Genomic DNA, 18,440 nt, shown 5'->3' on the forward strand with positions numbered 1-18,440 from the left:
GTTCGCTACTTTGTTTCATTCCGAAAGGGGAACCGCTATAGTGTGTCAGAAAACCGCTGCCTGTTCCGTCTAAGCTATGTCTTCCACTTTTTCGAAAGCTCAAACTATGCTACGCAAAATATTGCTACTCTTAGCCGCTATCATTCCAGCCGTTCTCATCCTCGGCTTTTTTGCCCCCAAATTCATCGCCCAAGCCAAACCTGGAGCCCATGCCATGCCCAGTAACCCCGCCTTTGCTCAACGCCTCGTTTCCTTGCACACTCCCGGCGGTCAGCCCGTACAAACCCTACTCAAAAGTAACCGCCCCACATTGGTTAAATTCTGGGCCAGCTGGTGCCCCTTGTGTTTGAGCGAGTTACAAACTACTGCCGAATGGCAGCAATCTGCCGAGTTTTCCGGCGAAAATGCCCGTGCTAACCTGATTACCATTGCCTCGCCTGGCTTCCTCGGCGAAAAGCCAGAAGCCGAATTTAAAGAATGGTTTGCTAAGCTAGACTACCCCGGCCTTCAGGTAGCCCTCGACGACGGCAGCCTAGCCAAAGCCGCCGGTGTTGGTGTGTATCCTAGCTGGGTATTACTCTCTGCCGACGGAGAAATCTTGCGCGTGCACAAAGGTAGTTTGCAGCATGAACAAGCCCTCGCCTTACTCGATAACCCTAATGCCGACCTCGCCGCCGTGCCCGTACAGCAGCACTACACCGCCGCCGACGGCAGCAGCCGCACCGCACAGACCAAAACCATCTACCTTGCCGGTGGTTGCTTCTGGGGTGTAGAAGCCTATATGCAGCGCCTGCCTGGCGTGGTGGATGCCGTATCCGGCTACGCTAACGGTCAAACTGCCAACCCCAGCTATGAAGATGTAATCCGCGGCAGCGGCCACGCTGAAACCGTGAAGGTGGATTACGACCCCGAGCGCATCAGCCTGGCAGACCTTCTACGCTACTACTTCCGCGTTATCGACCCCACCTCGCTCAATCAGCAAGGTAACGACCGAGGCCGCCAATACCGCACCGGTATCTACTACACCGACCCTGCCGAAGCTAAGACCGTACGCGCCGCCCTGGCTGCCGAACAGCGTAAACATCGCCGTCCCATCGTAGTGGAAGCCTTGCCCTTGCAACACTTCTATCCTGCCGAGGCCTATCACCAAGACTACCTCGCCAAAAACCCCAACGGCTACTGCCATATCGACATCGGCCTCGCTGACAAGCCGCTTGACCCTGCCGAGGGAAGCAGCCCTGCCCCCGCCAAAGGCTTCAACCCTGCCACCTACCGCAAGCCAGACGACGCCACCCTGCGCCGTACTCTCACCGACGAGCAATACCGCGTTACCCAAAAAGGTGACACTGAACGTGCCTTCAGTCACCAGTATGATGACCTGTTCGAGCCCGGCCTGTATGTTGATATTGTTAGCGGTCAGCCTCTGTTTAGCAGCCGCGACAAATTCAACTCCCACTGTGGCTGGCCCAGCTTCACCCGTCCCATCAGTCCTGATGCCATCACCAAACACGACGACTACAGCTACCATATGCACCGCACCGAAGTGCGCAGCAGCGCTGCCCACTCCCACCTCGGCCACGTCTTCCCCGACGGCCCAAAAGACCGCGGCGGCCTGCGCTACTGCATCAACGGTGCCAGCCTGCGCTTCATCCCCGAAAACCAAATGCAGCAGCAGGGCTACGGCAGCTACCTGAAAGATTTGCATTAAGTGTGGATAAATGCAGAAAAGGCTACCTGAAGGTTCAGGTAGCCTTTGTTTTGTATAGATAGCGGATAGGCTACCTGAAAAGGGATAGGAAGTTTTCAGGTAGCCTTTTGTATGGCAGGTAGCCGTTTGGTTGTTTATCTTCAGTTAGCCTCTTAAATACTCAGTGTATCCATCTCAAGTCTGTTTTATTTTAAAGCCAAGCTGCGTCCACGCAAATACTGCTAGAGCGGCAGCGGCTAGGGCGGTGCCCACCCAGCCTAGCGTACCCAGCCCCCAGTGGCGCGAGATGATGCCGCCCAAGAGCGCGCCGCCGCCGATGCCGATGTTGTAGCTGCCAGAGTAAATCGCATTGGCCACATCGGTGGCATCCGGAGCGTAGCGGATCACATGGGCAACCATGCTCAAGCCCAATACCCCGATGCCAGTTCCCCAAACCAGCGAGAGTGCAAACATGGCTGCCATGCTGCCGCCTAAAGGTCTCAACAGCAGTAATGAAACCAGCAGCAAGGCTGCCGAGCTGAGTAGAGTGGGATTCGGGTGTTTTGGATAGAAGCGCGAATACAGCCAGCTCGCCATCATGCCCGACAGGCCGAATACCAGCAGCAGCGCTGTGGCCGTATCCGGCGGCATATGGGTGATTTCCAGCACATAAGGCTCGATGTAGCTATAGGCCGTGAAATGCGCGCTCACAATCAGCACTGCCATCGCATACATTCCTAGTAGGTGAGGGCGTTTGGCCAACAGCGGCAAGCTTTTGAGCGAACCCGCGTTTTTGCTTTCCAGGCGCGGCAGGATTTTGGCCAACAGCACCATCACGCCCAAGGCCAACATGCCAATCAGCGCGAAGGTAAACCGCCAGCCCAGCCACTGCCCCACCAGCCGCCCCAACGGCAAACCCAACACCGTGGCCATAGATGTGCCCAATGAGAGCCAACCCAAAGTTTGCTGCCGCCTGCCCACTGGTGCCAGACGCATCACTAGTGAAGCGGTGATGGCCCAAAACAGCGCGTGGGTAAAGGCAATCAGCACGCGCGAAGCCAAGAGCACGGGAAAGCTCCACGCCACAGCGGAAAGCCCGTGCCCGGCCACAAACACGGCAAACAGCGCAAGCAGCAGCCTGCGCCGTTCCGCGTTGGCTACCAGCAGCATCAACGGCAACGAAGCCAGCGATACTACCCAGGCATACACGGTAATCATGATACCCGTGTCGGCGGCAGACATATTGAAGCCCTTGCCAATATCGGTGAGCATGGCGATGGGGATGAATTCGGTGGTGCATACCACAAAGGCCGCCACCGAAATCGCAAACACGCGCAGATAGGCCAGTAGGATGGGGGCATGGGGGTGATGTTTGAGCATGGGCGTATATGGAAAGCGAAGTAATGTTTTCAGGTAGCCTTTAAACCCTGATCCAGCAGGCGGTTTAAGGGTTCAATATTCTTGCAATCAGTGCCTTATCCCTGCCCACCATATTCGGAATCTGCACCTGAATGCCGTTGCCGGGGGCAACTTCCGCCGCTTCGCCCCTACGCTTCATGGCTTGCAGCACGATGGTTTGGTTGCCTTGCGGGTGAATGATTTCCAGCGTGTCGCCCACGGCGAAGCGGTTTTTCACTTCCACGGTGGCCCAGCCTTCGGCGTCGATTTCGGTAACGCGGCCGACGTATTGGCTCTGTTTGGCCACGGAATGGCCGGTGAGGTAGTTTTGGTAGTCTTGTGTTTGGTGACGCTCAAGGAAGCCGGAGGTGTAGCCGCGGTTGGCAAGGCCTTCGAGTTCGGCCAGCAGGCTGTAGTCGAAGGGGCGGCCGGCTACGGCGTCGTCGATGGCTTTGCGGTAGGCCTGAGCCACACGGGCGACGTAGTACACGGATTTGGTACGGCCTTCCACTTTCAGGCTGTCCACGCCGATGCGGGCGAGCTCGGCCACTTGTTCTACGGCGCGCAAGTCTTTGGAATTCATGATGTAGGTGCCGTGTTCGTCTTCCATAATCGGCATCATTTCGCCGGGGCGGTTGCTCTCTTCGATGAGGAAGATTTTGTTGGCGGCGGGGTGGCGCACTTGGCCGTTGATGCCTTCGAAGGCGGCGTTGGCTTCTTCTTGGGCTTTGTTGAAATCAAAGCCTTGCAGCAGGCGGGCGTCGCCCATTTCGTCGATTTCGGCAGGGTGGACTTTATAGTCCCAGCGGCAGGAGTTGGTGCAGGTGCCTTGGTTGGGGTCGCGGTGGTTGAAGTAGCCGGAGAGCAGGCAGCGGCCGGAGTAGGCGATGCAGAGTGCGCCGTGCACGAATACTTCGAGCTCAACATCGGGGGACTCTTGGCGGATTTCGGCAATTTCTTCCATGCTCAATTCGCGCGACAAAATAATGCGTTCCACGCCGATGCGCTGCCAGAATTTCACGCCCCAGTAGTTGGTGGTGTTGGCCTGCACAGAGAGGTGGACGGGCATATTGGGCCAGCGTTCGCGGGTAACCATAATCAGACCGGGGTCGGCCATAATCAGCGCGTCGGGCTTCATGGCAACCAGCGGCTCCATATCGGCCACAAAGGTTTTGAGCTTGCTGTTGTGTGGCAGGGTGTTGACGGTGAGGTAGAACTTTTTACCGTGTGAGTGGGCTTCGGCAATGCCGGCTTGCAATACGTCGAGCTTGGCGAATTCGTTGTTGCGGGCGCGCAGGGAATAGCGCGGGCTGCCGGCATACACGGCATCGGCGCCGTAATCGAAGGCGGTACGCATGCGCTCGGGACCGCCGGCGGGGAGAAGGAGTTCGGGAGATTTCATGATGATAAATATGTAATTGGAATAATAAAGATTTTTGCTTCGCGGAAGATCAGCTTTGGCTACGCCAAGACATTACTTTCAGGTAGCCTCTAAAGATTTTCAGGTAGCCTCTTTAAGTAGGCTACCTGAAAAACATCGGCTTCCACAGAAGCAGTAGTCAAACGGATTATAGCGCAAAATAGCGACTAACCGGTTTCGGCTGAGTCGTGCTTGGGCGCGGGCTCCCAAATCTGCGAGGTGAAGAGTTGTGCGTCGTGCACATAGGGGTTGTTTTGGTCCCACACGTAGCCGGCAAACACGGCGCTGAGCATGCGGTCGGTTTCCGGTGTGCGTTGGCTGCTGAAAATCATGTCTTGCAGCGTACCGGAATACCAGGCATCCACATAGTGCCGGAACACGTTTACGCCGGACATTAGCGGGCGGGCGAATTCGTTTTGCCAGTTTACCTGCTGACCGTTCAGCTGGCGGGCCACCAAATCGGCGGCGAGTTTGGCCGAGTGGGTGGCGATGGTTACGCCGGAGGAGAATACCGGGTCGAGAAATTCGGCGGCGTTACCCAAAAGGGCGAAGTGGCGACCGTAGAGCGATTTTACGCTAGCGGAATAGCCAGGCAGGTAGATGAACGGGAAGTCGTTATCCCATTGCGTGTTTTTCAAAATGCGGCGCAAGATTGGCACTTCCAGGGCGAATTTCTTCAGGATAACGGTGGAACTTTCCAGCCCAAGTTTTTCAGGCAGTCCTACTACACCGATGGAGGAGCGGCCGTTGGAAAAGGGAATCAGCCACAGCCAAATGTCGCGGTGTTCGGGGTGGATGCACACCAGGTTTTTGTTGCGGTCGAAGGCTGGGTCGGTGATGTGATCGTCGATGTGGGTGAAGTGCACGTGGCGTAAGGGCAGGTCGGAGGGGATGTCCCAACTGAGCATGCGCGGCAGTACACGATGGTAGCCGCTGGCGTCCAGCACGAAGCGCGCACCCAGCACATAAGGGTCGCCACCTTCCTGTTGCACCACCAGTTTGGCGAAATCACCGTGGTTGTCGAAGGCCTTTACCGTGGAGCCGAACTGCACAGTTACGCCCTGCTTGATGGCTTCGTCAATCAAGATTTTGTCGAAACGGGTACGCTCTACATTAAATGCAGTAGAAGGGCCGGGGGAGAATTTGTCGGTGAATTTAAAGCTGGTGTTGTGTTCGCCCCAAGATAAGGCAAAGCCGTTTTTATATTGAAAGCCGAAGCCGGCTTGCACGGCGAGCAGGAAACCGGCCTCATGCAGCAGCTCTATGCAGTACGGCAGTAGGCTCTCGCCGATAACGAAACGTGGGAAATGCTGCTTTTCCACCACGCAAACATTAAATCCCCGCTTGTTCAACAAAGCGGCCGCCACCGCCCCCGAGGGGCCGGCACCGATGATGACGACGTCGTAATGCTGAATCATGTTTTCCCTTTATTATTCGTTTCCGCCCGACTCTGCGGGCGTTGGCAAGATTATTCATTTGCATCTGCTTTGTCGGCACACCCCACGCACGGCGGCAAGGCTTAAATGGCTTAGAAATTGGTTTGATTATAAATGAATTAGATAAAAATTGTCTGAAACCAACCGCCGTGAGCAATACGGCACCACTCCTGCCTGCTAGAGCTGTGTTGCCCAGTAAGCAATAGGCCTATAGGCTACCTGAAAGCAATTAGCCTGCCAAGCCGTATTGGTTTTCAAATTAGCGGATTAACTTCGCTTCCGCTGTGGTGTGAGCCCGCCTTGCTGTGCCTTAGTTGCAGTTGGCGGCTCGCAGCCCGATGTCGGAGACAAATTTAATCCTCTACTGTTCCAAGAAGGCCGTACAATATTGCCCGTTATCCAGGTTACCTGAAACTCCAAGGACCCCGCCATGCAGGATTTCCACGTTGCACAACTGTCGCTGCCGCCGCAGGGCACCCACCTTGTCGAGGCTTCCGCCGGCACGGGTAAAACTTACAATATTGCCGCGCTATTTACCCGCTTGGTGGTGCTTGAAGGCTGGGCGCCGGAAAACATACTGGTGGTTACCTTCACCGATGCTGCCACCGCTGAGCTGAAAAATCGCCTGCGCGCTCAGCTGGGCGAAGCCCTGGCTGCTCTGCAAAGCGGGGAAACGCCGGCCGATGAATTTCTGCAACACCTGCTGGCCGAAGCATTGACCAAACAAGAGCGCAGTAAACTCATCCTGCAGCTGCAGGCCGCCCTTTCCGACTTCGACACCGCCGCCATCTACACCATCCACGGCTTCTGTCTGCGCGTGCTGGGCGACTACGCCTTTTTGTGCGGCGTGCCCTTTGAGCTGGAAACCGGCCCCGCTGATACCGCCGCCCGCCTGGTGGCCGCGCAGGATTTCTGGCGCGAACACGTGGCCGACCACCCACAAAACGCGCGCATCGCTGCCCGCTTCGGCATCACCCCCGCCTCCGTGCTGGCCGAATTTTCAGGTAGCCTCAAACGCACCTTTTTGGACTACAGGCTACCTGAAAACCGTCTGCCGCAAATACAGAAAGGCCTCCACGCCGCTTGGCAGAAGCTGCAACGGAATGCGGAGGAAATCGAAGCCGTGTACCGCCGCATCAAGCCGCAGCTTCACGGCGGCACATTCAATGCCTCTATCGACACCCTGTTTACCGAGCTCCGGCAAGCCGTACAAGAAGGCTTGGAGCAGCCCGTGCTTTCCAGGCCGGACAAGCTGCTGTGTTTTGAAGACAACGCCCTGCGCGGCAAAATCCGGAAAAACCAGCATATTGAAGAAGCCGACATCGCCGCCCTGCAGCCCTTGGCCGTTCTCGGCCACCGCCTGGCCGAAATTAGCGAGGCCGAGCAGGAAGCCGCCATCCGCCTCAAACTTGAATGTTTGGGCTACCTGAAAACCCGTTTGGCCGAAGACAAGCGCCGCAGCCCGCGCCGCGACTACGACGACTTGCTGCTCGATGTGCATGCCGCCCTGTCCAACCCCGAACATCCCGAGCAGGCGGAAGCGCTCGCCCAAGCCCTGGCGGCCAAATGGCGCGTGGCGCTCATCGACGAATTCCAAGACACCGACCCGCTGCAATATGCCATTTTCCACACCGCCTTTATCCGCCAAGGCGTGCCCGTATTTTTGGTGGGTGACCCCAAGCAGGCCATCTACGGCTTTCGCGGTGCCGACATCCATGCCTACCTCGCCGCCGCCGCCGATACCGCCCCCGAGCAAAGCTATACCCTGCACACCAACTACCGCAGCCACCGCAATTTGGTAAACGGCATCGGCCATCTGTTTGCTGCCCGCAGCCGCCCCTTCGTGCTGCCGCAGATTGCCTATCCCAATGTGCAGGCTGCCCGCGCCGAGAGCCTGCTCAGCCCTGCGCCCGAAGCCGCCGTGGCCGTGCGCTGGATCAATCCGGCTGGCGAAAGCGAAGGGAAGTTGCCGAATAAAGATTCTTTGCGCGAGCTCTGTGCCGATTATTGCGCCCGCGAAATTGCCGCACGGCTTAATCAGGCGCTTTCAGGTAGCCTTTCTATCGGCGGCAAACACGGCGGCGAAAACATGCCGCTGCATCCGGGCCAGGTAGCCGTATTGGTTCGCACCCACAGTGAAGCCGCCCTAGTCGCGCGCGCGCTCAAGCGCCGGGGTGTGCGCAGCGTATTGCTGCAACAGCAATCGGTGTTCGACACGCCCGAGGCCGAAGCCCTGCACGCACTGTTGCTGTTCTGGCTGGCACCGCAGCAAACCGAATACCTGCGCTTCGTGCTCGGCGGCATTTTCTATGGCTACACCGCGCAAGACCTAGCCGAATTGAACGGCAACGAAAACCGCCTGGCCGAGTGGATCACCCTGGCCGAAACCGCCGCCGAAACCTGGCAGCAGCACGGCATCTACACTGCGCTCACCCGCTTCGCCTGCCAAAGCGGCCTCGAGCAGTACCTTCTGCACACCCGCAACGAGCGCAGCTTCACCAATTTCTGGCAGCTAGCCGAAATCTTGGCGTTGGCCGCCGACGAATGCGTCACGCCTTCCGCATTGGCGCAATGGCTGGAAACACAGTTGCAAAACGTTGAAAAAAACAAAAAAAACACAGAATACCAGCTGCGGCTGGAAAGCGATGAAGACTTGGTAAAAATCGTTACCATGCACGCTGCCAAAGGGCTGGAATACCCGCTGGTGTTTTGCCCTTTCGTGTGGGATGCCAGCGACCAATTGGTGAAAGACTGGAATCTCATCAGCCAAAGTAACGGCCGCAACTTGTTGTTGGCCAAAGCCCAGCTGGGCAAAGAAGATGAGCGGCAGCTGTTTGCCGAAGACCTCGGCGAACGCCTGCGCCTGCTGTATGTCGCGCTCACTCGTGCCCGTGAGCAGCTCATGCTCTATGCCGCCCCTTGCAGCAACACTCCGGAAAACACCTTTGCTTACCTCTTGGCCGAAACAGGCGAAGACGATTGTCATGCCATCCGCAGCCGCTGGGATAGCCTGAAAGGCCAAGATCGAGCAGAAGCACTGCGCCAAGCTTGGCTCAAACGCATCCAAGGCGCCGCGCCTGGCCAGTTGCAATGGCTGGAAGACGAGCCGCCAGAAGCCCGCTACCACGCCCGCGACGAACAGCAGGGCAGTTATCGTGCCCTCGTGCTGCCAGAACGGCCGCTGCAATTTATCCGCCATACCAGCTTTACCGGCCTGAGCCGTCAAACTCTAGCTGCCGAAGAGTGGCTACCTGAAAAACTGCTGGCTGATGAGACCCCCGCTGCTGAAACCGAAAGGTTACCTGAAGGTGCAAGCGACGAGTTGCGTTCCAACGGTCAAAATGCAGTTCAGCCAAATGGGCAGGGCGACTTGTGGCCAAACGAAGCCGAAACCGCTCTGCTAGCCTTCCCCGCCGGCACCACCCCCGGCATCTGCCTGCACAGTATTTTGGAAAAAACCGATTTCGTTTGCCCCGCCGCCGAACAAGCGGCATCCTATGCCGATATCTTGGCCAAACACGGCTTCGAGGCCGAACAATGGCTGCCGGCGGTGTTGGAAATGGTGGAAGCTGTGCGCCGTGTGCCATTGGCAGAAAATATGCAGCTGGCCGATATTACCGCTGCCTGCCGCGTGGCGGAAATGGGCTTCGTGCTACACCTGCACGATTTCGGTTTGCAACGCCTGCGCCGTTGGTTTGCCCGTCCCGACATCGGGCTACCTGAAAATGCCGCCACCCACCTGCTGCAGCTGGATTTCCATACCGTAAACGGTTTCCTCAATGGTTTCATCGACCTAATTGCGGCAGACGAAAATAGCAGGGTATGCGTAATCGACCACAAATTCAACCACTTGGGCAATCATTTGGCAGATTACGGCCAAGCCGCCATGAGTGCGGCGGTGAGCGAACACCATTATTACCTGCAGGCGCTGATTTACGCCGTAGCCACCGCACGCTACCTGAAACAACGCCATGCCCTGCCCGAATACATCCATGTGCGCTACCTGTTTGTGCGCGGCCTGAATCCGCACGGCCAAGAAGGCCTGTGGTGCTGGGACATCCCTGTTTCCACCCTGCAAGAATGGCTCGAATAGTCGCAGCCGTGCCGACGGGGAAAGGCGTGGCAGAAAAATCAGCATAAATAACAATCCTTAGCCAAGTTTTCCAGAATGGATGTTGACTATTTGTCAAATCTACCTATAATATGCCGTTTTCGTAAGTATGGCGCAGCCGGAAAACGCCCAAGCGGGAATAGCTCAGTTGGTAGAGCGCAACCTTGCCAAGGTTGAGGTCGCGAGTTCGAGACTCGTTTCCCGCTCCAAGTTTTCAATCATCCGAATCCCAAGCGGGAATAGCTCAGTTGGTAGAGCGCAACCTTGCCAAGGTTGAGGTCGCGAGTTCGAGACTCGTTTCCCGCTCCACTATCCACTTAGTTGTTGGTTCGGGTGCTATGCGGGAATAGCTCAGTTGGTAGAGCGCAACCTTGCCAAGGTTGAGGTCGCGAGTTCGAGACTCGTTTCCCGCTCCAAGTTTTAGCAATTTGGCCGATACAGTCGGCCAAAAGCTAATTTGGCGGGATAGCAAAGTGGTTATGCAGCGGCCTGCAAAGCCGTGTACGCCGGTTCGATTCCGACTCCCGCCTCCAAAATACCATAGTGAATGTAAGCCGCAGGCAGCAAATAGCCATCGCGGTATTGGTTTAAATTAACCATACATCAATCAGCATGGCGGGGTGGCAGAGTGTTTATGCTGCGTGGGGTGCAACCCTCGCATAGGCCGGTTAAAATCCGCGCCCCCGCCTCCAATCATCCAGGCTGCCAGCCGCAGCCCGGCCCGAGTGGTGGAATTGGTAGACACAACGGACTTAAAATCCGTCGCTCCTTAATACGAGCGTACCGGTTCGATTCCGGTCTCGGGCACCACAAACCGCTTTTCGGCGGTTCTTTTATTTTGTCTAATTAATATCTGCTTAAGTATATATTGCTAAGTACTTCACTTCATACAGAGTTAATTCGTCTTGCTATAGTTCTGTGTTGTCTGCGGCTGGCAACCTTGTACGAGTAATATGGCAAGGTAAGCCGACGTGGTACTGGTTTAAAGTTAATTTGCTTATAGTTGTGTATTTGGCAAGTATGCGGGTGGATCCTTCTCATTTTTCTGCAGGAGTTTTGTCAGCAAAACCGCCAGCCTGATTATTTCAGGCCGGCGGTTGCTTAATAATGTGCGCTATATTACTGCCCGTTTTTGGCTGCCCATTCGGCGGGAGTGGCGGCTACGGAGATGGAAAGGGCATGCAGTTCGTTGCTGGCCAGCCGGTCGGCGAGGCCATCTTTGATCAGGCGGTGACGGGCAAGGCGGGGTTTGCCTTCAAAATCGGTAGACACGATGGCAGCGAAAAAATGATGGCCGTCGCCTTCCACTTGAATCATTTCGGCGTTGATGATTTCGCCAATCATGGCTTGGACTTGTTCGGGAGTGAGCATGTGGGATTCCTTTTGATTTCTTAAGAGGTTTGTGTGAGGGGCGTATTCTACCGTAAACTGTTAGGGTGCGCTTTGTTTGTGTTGGGAGGCACTTAAAAAGTTTCAGGTAGCCTGTGTCGCGTAACGGGCTACCTGAAACTTTGATGCGGTTTGAAAAACAGCCCGTGCGGGCGGCGATTTAGCGGAAGCCGTGCTCTCGCTTTATTGCGTTTTCGCTTTCGTTGCAGCCCAAGCTTCAGGTAGCCTCTGTGGCGGGCTGTAAAACATACAGGCTCACGGTTTCGCGTAGCCGAGCAACGGCAAGGGGGTTGGCGGCATCGCGGCTTTTGGGGTGTTGCGGTCGAGTGTCGAGGCGTTGGCTGACGGTGAGGCCGGCGGCGGCGATACGTTCGGCCAATTCATTCGGTCGGCGCAGGCCGAGGTGTTCGGCAAGGTCGGACATGATGAGCCAGATTTGGCCGCCGGGATTGAGGTGGGCAGGGGCGTGTTGCAAAAAGGCTTGCAGCATGGCACTGCCGGGGTCGTAGAGGGCGGTTTCGATATCGGCGGCGGGTTTGGCGGGCAACCAGGGCGGGTTGCAAACGATCAGGTCGGCGCGGCCTTCGGGGAAAAGGTCGGTTTGCAGAAGCTTGATTTGGGACAGGCCGAGGCGTTGGAAATTGGCACTAGCACAGGCGACGGCGCGCGGGCTGTTGTCGGTGGCGGTAATCGCTTGGAGACCGCGCCGGGCGAGCAGGGCGGCAATTACGCCGCTGCCGGTGCCGATGTCGAAAGCACTTTGAGCGTGGGGCGGCAAGGGAGCTGTGGCGATAAGGCTGAGATATTCACCACGCAAGGGGGAGAACACGCCAAATGGCACATGGATACGCGCACCAAGCGCGGCAATTTCTACGCCTTTTTTGTGCCATTGGTGGGCACCGGTGAATCCGAGCAGCAGGTTGAGCGGCAGCAGGAATGGCTCGCTGTTCGGTTCGCCGAACACGTCGGCTAGGGTGGCGGATACATCGGGAGCGCGCCGCAGGTTCAGCTGATAGCCAGCATCGATTTCCACTAGCAGCATGTTGGCCAACCGGCTGCGTTGGGCCTGCTGCATGCGGTGGGTGTGGAAATCGGGCGAGGTGGCGGGCGGCAGTTGGCGTTTAATGGCGGAGAGCAGCTGCACGGCCTGATGATAATCGCCGCGCCAAAGCAGGGCTTGGCTTTGGCGGAGGCTTTTGAGCGCGGCTTTGGCAGAAAGGCCTGCTTCAGCTACGGTGAGCGCGGTAGGCGGCTTCTGCGCGGCGGTGTTGCGCCATTTGGCTTGGCGGGTCTGGCCTTGTTCTTGCCAAGTGAAGATATGGGGCATAGTGGGTTCGCTTGGTTTGGGTTTCAGGTAGCCTTTGTGCAAGGAAGAGGCTACCTGAAATTTTACTAATGTATTTTCAGCTTTCTACTGGCCTCACACCTACTCTGCCAAGCCATCCAGCAACTTCTGATGGATCCCGCCGAAGCCACCGTTGCTCATCACGAGGATGTGGTCGCCGCTTCGGGCGTTGCTCAGGATGCTTTGCACGAAGGCGTCGAAATCGTTGCCGGTATGCAGTTTGCTGCCGAGCGGGGCGAGGGCGGCGGCCACATCCCATTCCACGCCGCCGCCGTAGCAGAACACTTGGTCGGCTTCGGCCAGGCTTTCTGGCAGGGCAGCCTTCATGCTGCCGAGCTTCATGGTGTTGGAGCGCGGTTCGAGCACGGCGATGATGCGCGCGCTGCCCACTTTCTGCCGTAGGCCGGCCACGGTGGTAGCAATGGCGGTGGGGTGGTGGGCAAAGTCGTCATACACGGTGATGCCACGCACGCAGCCTTTCACTTCCATGCGCCGCTTCACGTTTTGGAATTGCGAAAGCGCTTCGCAGGCTACCTGAATACTCACGCCAGCATGGCGTGCAGCGGCGATCACGGCCAGCGCGTTGAGACAGTTGTGTTCGCCCAACAGCTGCCAGCCGATGCGGCCGACGGTTTGGCCGTGGTGCAGCACATCGAATGCGCCGTTCTCGTCTGGTTCACCAGCCTGCCAGCCTTCTGCGCTGCCGAAGTTTTCCACCGGCGTCCAGCAGCCTTGCGCCAACACGGTTTGCAGGCTCTCTTTGCGGCCGTTGCACACAATCAGGCCGTTGCCCGGGATGGTGCGCACCAGGTGGTGGAACTGGGTTTGGATGGCGGCGAGGTTGGGGAAAATGTCGGCGTGGTCGTATTCGAGGTTGTTCAGAATGGCGGTGCGCGGGCGGTAGTGCACGAATTTACTGCGCTTGTCGAAGAAGGCGGTGTCGTATTCGTCGGCTTCAATCACGAAAAATGGCGAACGGCTGGCCGGGTCGGCTTTGGGCGCCTGCGGCAGGCGGGCGGAAATGCCGAAGTTTTGCGGGATGCCGCCGATGAGGAAGCCGGGAGCCAGGCCGGCGTATTCCAACACCCAGGCCAGCATGGAGGCGGTGGTGGTTTTGCCGTGCGTACCGGCCACGCCGAGCACCCAGCGGCCGTGCAGCACGTTTTCGGCCAGCCATTGCGGGCCGGACACATAAGGCAGGCCGCGATTCAAAATAGCCTCGATCACCGGCATGCCGCGCTTGGCCACATTGCCGACCACATACACGTCGGCGGGAAATTTGTTCAGCTGTTCGGCATCGAAGCCTTCGTGCACGGCAATGCCCAAATCGGCCAGCTGCGTGCTCATCGGCGGATACATTTTGGCGTCGCAGCCGCTCACTTTGAAACCCGCTTCCTGGGCGATGGCGGCCAGCCCGCCCATGAATGTGCCGCCGATGCCGATAATGTGGATGTGTTGCATAGCCGAAAGCCTTATCTGGAAATGGAAAGGCGGAATTATAACGGATTGGCGCGACAGCGGGCATTTGATGCTTGGCCGGCTTTCGGCGGAACAAAAGGCTGCCTGCGGGCGGCGGCTCGGGCGCGGCTGAAAATATTGATGATGCGGTTTCAGGTAGCCTTTCGGATAAACCCTTTGATTTGACAATAAAACCGCTAAAACTTAGAATCGCGCCGTTTTTAAATTTGCAGCCGGATAAAGCATGAGCAAACGTGTGTTGGTGGTGTCGTATTCGCAGAGCGGGCAGTTGGCGCGCCTGAAGGAGAGTTTCCTGAGCGATGTGCGCGGTGCGGAAGGAATCGAGGTGGACGATGTGGTGCTGCGGCCGCAGCAGTCGTTTGCGTTTCCGTGGCGTTTCCTGCCGTTTTTTGATGCTTTTCCCGAAACCGTGCATTTGCAGCCCGCGCCCATCGAGCCGCCGAAGCTGGCGCATGAGCGCTATGATTTGGTGGTGATTGCCTACAGCGTGTGGTTTTTGTCGCCCGCGCAGCCGGTTACGGCGTTTCTGCAAAGCGAGGCCGCGCGGCGCGTGTTGCATGACACGCCGGTAATCACGCTCATCGGCTGCCGCAATATGTGGCTGATGGCGCAGGAGAAAATGAAGCGGCTGCTGGCCGGTGCGGGCGCGCGGCTGGTGGGCAATGTGGTGAAAATCGACCAATGCGGCAGCGCGGCGAGCTTCATCACCACGCCGCTGTGGATGTTTACCGGCAAACGGCAGGCGGTATCGTGGCTGCCCCCTGCGGGCATCAGCGAAGCAGAAATCGCCGATGCGGCGCGTTTCGGGCAGCGCACCGCAGAAGCTTTGCAGCACGATGAAACATTAGACGAAACGCTGCTGCAACACATGGGCGCGGTGAAGATAAACGAAAAACTGATGGTCAGCGAGCGCGTGGGGCACCGAAGCTTTTTGGTGTGGGGCAAACTGGTGATGGCCGCCGGGCACGTATCGCCGCTCTTAAGGCGGCTGGTATTGTGTGTGTATATCGTGTTTCTGCTGGGGATGATTCTCACCGTGGTGCCGATCGGCGCGCTGCTCAAAACCTTGCTTGCCCCACTGCGCCGTGAACAGATGCGGCGGGAACGGGAATATTATGCTGCGCCGTCGGGGGAATGATGAGGAAAGGCTACCTGAATAATCAGATAGCCTTTTGTTTTAATGTACATAAATGGTTGTGAGCTACTAAGCATAGATCGGATTTCTGAATCAGACATCTCTGACATTGCGGCCATAATAGCAGTAGGCGAGGGCATCCCAAGTTTTGTCGGATACGGGTATCCGCTCTGCTTCGCTTTCAGGTAGCCTCACGTTAAAACTGCTTTTCCAATTCTACAAATACTTGCTGGCTTTTACGTTCTGCCCACACATGGCTGCTGCGGATGCGCTGCCAAGAGAAATTCAACTTCGGGGTTAGGCCTAGGATGGTCCAGTTTCTGTGCCACAGTGAAGCAGAGTATTGGATCTCGCGGTCGCGGCGTTGTTCGGGCGGGAAGCCTTGCGGAGTGATATTTAGCGCGGTGCCGCGGAAAAGGCGTTCGGCGAAGGAGACGTTAAGCCGGGTGGAGAGGCCGCCTAGAGCATCCCAATCGTGAATCCAGCCTGCGCCGATGCCGTGGCGGTGGTAGGCGGCATTGTTCGGTTTGCCGCGCAGGGTGGACTGTTCTGGCAGCATCTGGTTGAAATTCAGCCCGGCATACAGCGTGTTGCGCGATGTGGCGCGCCAGGCCAGGGAAATGCTTTCCCCCAAATACCAACCGTTATACATTTCTGCTTTTTCGCTCATTCGGTAATACTGGCGATAGGCATCCAATGCGGTATGAAGCTGCCAGCGCGGGGTGAGCAGGTGGCTGTATTCCGTGCGCAGTCCGGAAGCGTGCGCCCACATGTACATTTTCAGCGTGTGGTTGTTTTGTGGTTTGCGGTTTTCCCAATTGTCTGTGCCGCTAAGCTGGAATTGGTAAAACGGCATCACCAACAGCCGCTGCCGCGCATCTTGCCAGAGCCAGCCCGTGCCCAAGCGGCCGTAGGCGCTGTCGTAGGCCGACTTGTTGCTCCAGTAATAATTGGTGCCGCTCACATCCAGCTGCACGCGCAGGTTGTGATGCCCGGCCAATGCCTGGTTTTTTGTCAAGCCCAGGCTGTAGGCTATGCCCACTGCATCTTCTGCGCGCTCTCGGCTGCAGCCGAACGGGCTGCAATGCGGCAGCGCCGCGTTGTTCACATTGTTATCAAATGAAGGGGAAAGCCCACCGCTCCACTGCCATTGCTGCTGTTTGGTGATATGGTTCAGATAATGTTGCACATTATTCTGCACCTCCGCCGGCACTTCCGGCTTGTTCTGCACTGTTTCAAATAGCTGCGCCGATTCGTGCCATTGCTTATCTTCTGCCAGCATCGCCGCCAAATCCAGGCGGATGCGTACATCCTGCGGCTCTTCTGCCACCAATTTCCGGTAAATTTGCACCGCGCGCGCGTAATCGCCCGTATATTTTGCCTGCATGCCTTGCGCACGACGCAGCAACACTGTGTCTGGCTGCGGTATTTGCGCATACAGCGAAGTCAAATCCGCCAGCAATTCCGGCTGTGGTGGGCTGTTTAACACCTGCACTAACATATGCGCCAATAATTGTGGCCGTGCTAGCAAATCCTGCTGTGTGAGCACTGGCGCAGCTTGCTGCCCATCTGTTACTGCAGGCATTTGCACATTATTTTCCAACTGCCGCAGCCATTGCTGCTGCCCTGTTTGTAAAAAACGTTTCTGATCCTGTTCTGGCGTGGTGTCTCCCCAGCTGTGTTGCGCAACACACAACGTAGAAATAATCAGAAACACACTCGTTTTCATCTGCATATATACAAATAATCTATTGAAAATAATGAGAATATGATAGATATGGTTTCGTTAAGTTTGGACATTTCATGCAAACAAAACAGTTTCCTTATCTACAAAAATGAGATATATTACCATTATTTTTAACAAAGGCAGGACTTATTAAGTAACTATGAAACACCTAATTTTATCTTTGTTTGTGGCTGCTGCGTTGGCAGGGTGTGCGGGTAACGGCGGGGTAACCATTCCCGATGGCACTGCACCTGTGCCTCCGCTCATGCCGGCTGATCCCAGCAAAATTCTCGGCCCGGCGACCAGTGGCGATACCCCTACCGTTTTCCAAACGGGCAGCGGCCAACTGCGTTATGTGTCGTGGAATCAGATGATGTTTGGTCAATCTTTCCCGACCGACAAGTTTATCTATCGCGCACCTGATGGTAAAGATTACGCTTTTGATGGGTTTACCAACCCGCCAAACTTTTCAGGCCGTTTTGTTCCCGACAAAACACAACCCACCAAAATTACCCCTCAATCCACCCCGGAAGGCAATAAATTATTGGTTTGCTGCGAGGGCTTCGATTCCAACCTGCCCGCCGGCTATTTGACTGCCACTCGCTACGGTGTTTGGATCGGCAATGGGCAAATCGATATGTTTGCCGGCGGTATTGCTGCGCCAGTGGCTGATATGCAGAAACGCAACGGTGCTACTGCGCCTACTGGTAAAGCCACTTATGAAGTATGGGCATTCCGTGTGAAAGATGGCTCGGTAACGGCTTCCACATACAATCCAGCAGACGCAAGCAAACGTTCCTTGCTGACTGTTAACTTCAACACCGGCAAAGTGGGCGGCACCATCAAAGGCAATGCGGATTTCGGCGCGGATATTAATTTCCGCGATGTTACTCTCAGTGGCAATACTTTCAGCGGCAGCGTTACCTCCGGTGGCGTTGATGGGCAAGTAAGTGGCGGCCTGTTCGGCAAAAAAGGATATTATGGGCCAGCGGGTACCGAAATTGGTGGGAAAATCACTTTCGGTAGCAACCAAAGTCTCAACAGCGTATTCGGCGGTTCAGTACCACAGCGCAGTTACCGTGATGAAAACTCCACTTCAAATGATTTAACCCCGCTTACTCCTTAATTTAATTTTCAGGTAGCCTTTTGCAGGGTATGTGTCAATTTGGCGCACACCCTGCAATATATTTGGCTAATTAATGAAATTGTTTTTCAGGTAGCCTTTATTATTTCAAACTTTTTAATAGAATCATGAAAACACATATCCATCAACACCGACCAAGTATTTTATTCTTGGCTTTGTGTAGCATCTTT

General features: G+C 56.3%; 11 protein-coding genes and 6 tRNA genes. 10 read left to right on the forward strand and 7 right to left on the reverse strand.

All coding sequences use genetic code 11. The features are described from left to right. Nucleotides 1-106 precede the first annotated feature (106 nt). Nucleotides 107-1,708 carry a bifunctional peptide-methionine (S)-S-oxide reductase MsrA/peptide-methionine (R)-S-oxide reductase MsrB gene (msrAB, locus tag A7P96_RS06425; RefSeq protein ID WP_231863649.1) on the forward strand — a complete coding sequence of 534 codons (1,602 nt, stop codon included), beginning with the start codon at nucleotides 107-109 and terminating at the stop codon, nucleotides 1,706-1,708. A gap of 174 nt (nucleotides 1,709-1,882) precedes the next feature. Here the strand turns inward: msrAB and A7P96_RS06430 are convergent, their stop codons facing one another. The 3 genes from A7P96_RS06430 to A7P96_RS06440 all read right to left on the reverse strand — a co-directional run bounded on the left by A7P96_RS06430 (nucleotide 1,883) and on the right by A7P96_RS06440 (nucleotide 5,923). Next, the gene (locus A7P96_RS06430) at nucleotides 1,883-3,067 is read right to left on the reverse strand and encodes a sugar transporter (protein ID WP_067525677.1); all 1,185 of its coding nucleotides are present in this window, start codon (nucleotides 3,065-3,067) and stop codon (nucleotides 1,883-1,885) included. 64 nt (nucleotides 3,068-3,131) lie between these two features. Next, a complete protein-coding gene (yegQ, locus tag A7P96_RS06435; protein ID WP_067525679.1) occupies nucleotides 3,132-4,487 on the reverse strand; it encodes a tRNA 5-hydroxyuridine modification protein YegQ in 1,356 nt (451 codons plus the stop codon). Between the two features lie 185 nt (nucleotides 4,488-4,672). Further along, the gene (locus tag A7P96_RS06440; protein ID WP_067525681.1) at nucleotides 4,673-5,923 is read right to left on the reverse strand and encodes an NAD(P)/FAD-dependent oxidoreductase; all 1,251 of its coding nucleotides are present in this window, start codon (nucleotides 5,921-5,923) and stop codon (nucleotides 4,673-4,675) included. A gap of 448 nt (nucleotides 5,924-6,371) precedes the next feature. Here A7P96_RS06440 and recB point away from each other — a divergent pair, with 448 nt between their 5' ends. From recB to A7P96_RS06470, 7 genes are all read left to right on the forward strand, one after another. Continuing rightward, on the forward strand, nucleotides 6,372-10,034 hold the full coding sequence (gene recB / locus A7P96_RS06445) for an exodeoxyribonuclease V subunit beta (RefSeq protein ID WP_067525683.1): 3,663 nt from the start codon (nucleotides 6,372-6,374) through the stop codon (nucleotides 10,032-10,034). Between the two features lie 151 nt (nucleotides 10,035-10,185). Continuing rightward, a tRNA-Gly gene (locus tag A7P96_RS06450) sits at nucleotides 10,186-10,261 on the forward strand. Between the two features lie 24 nt (nucleotides 10,262-10,285). After that, nucleotides 10,286-10,361 (forward strand) — tRNA-Gly (locus tag A7P96_RS06455). Nucleotides 10,362-10,392: 31 nt separating this feature from the next. Continuing rightward, nucleotides 10,393-10,468, forward strand: a tRNA-Gly gene (locus A7P96_RS06460). A gap of 43 nt (nucleotides 10,469-10,511) precedes the next feature. Beyond that, nucleotides 10,512-10,585 (forward strand) — tRNA-Cys (locus A7P96_RS06465). Nucleotides 10,586-10,666: 81 nt separating this feature from the next. Next, a tRNA-Cys gene (locus A7P96_RS10785) sits at nucleotides 10,667-10,744 on the forward strand. Nucleotides 10,745-10,771: 27 nt separating this feature from the next. Beyond that, nucleotides 10,772-10,862, forward strand: a tRNA-Leu gene (locus A7P96_RS06470). A gap of 309 nt (nucleotides 10,863-11,171) precedes the next feature. Here A7P96_RS06470 and A7P96_RS06475 read toward each other — a convergent pair. The 3 genes from A7P96_RS06475 to mpl form a co-directional block, all read right to left on the reverse strand. Continuing rightward, complete coding sequence (locus tag A7P96_RS06475) at nucleotides 11,172-11,423, reverse strand: BolA family protein (RefSeq protein ID WP_067525684.1); 252 nt, start codon at nucleotides 11,421-11,423, stop codon at nucleotides 11,172-11,174. 235 nt (nucleotides 11,424-11,658) lie between these two features. After that, a complete protein-coding gene (locus A7P96_RS06480; protein ID WP_067526343.1) occupies nucleotides 11,659-12,768 on the reverse strand; it encodes a class I SAM-dependent methyltransferase in 1,110 nt (369 codons plus the stop codon). Between the two features lie 99 nt (nucleotides 12,769-12,867). Next, a complete protein-coding gene (mpl, locus tag A7P96_RS06485) occupies nucleotides 12,868-14,247 on the reverse strand; it encodes a UDP-N-acetylmuramate:L-alanyl-gamma-D-glutamyl-meso-diaminopimelate ligase (protein ID WP_067525686.1) in 1,380 nt (459 codons plus the stop codon). Nucleotides 14,248-14,488: 241 nt separating this feature from the next. Between mpl and A7P96_RS06490 the strand changes: the two genes are divergently transcribed. Next, entirely contained in the window at nucleotides 14,489-15,403 is a 915-nt protein-coding gene (locus A7P96_RS06490; protein ID WP_067525688.1) for a hypothetical protein, read from the forward strand. 193 nt (nucleotides 15,404-15,596) lie between these two features. On the opposite strand, the gene A7P96_RS06495 is transcribed toward A7P96_RS06490, so the two are convergent. After that, nucleotides 15,597-16,985, reverse strand: coding sequence for a porin family protein (locus A7P96_RS06495; protein WP_231863650.1), 1,389 nt, complete (start codon nucleotides 16,983-16,985; stop codon nucleotides 15,597-15,599). Between the two features lie 511 nt (nucleotides 16,986-17,496). On the opposite strand from A7P96_RS06495, the gene A7P96_RS06500 reads away from it, so the two are divergent. Continuing rightward, a complete protein-coding gene (locus A7P96_RS06500) occupies nucleotides 17,497-18,252 on the forward strand; it encodes a transferrin-binding protein-like solute binding protein (protein ID WP_167508173.1) in 756 nt (251 codons plus the stop codon). Nucleotides 18,253-18,440: the final 188 nt, after the last annotated feature.

This window comes from Eikenella sp. NML03-A-027, from assembly GCF_001648395.1.
GTDB lineage: Bacteria > Pseudomonadota > Gammaproteobacteria > Burkholderiales > Neisseriaceae > Eikenella > Eikenella exigua.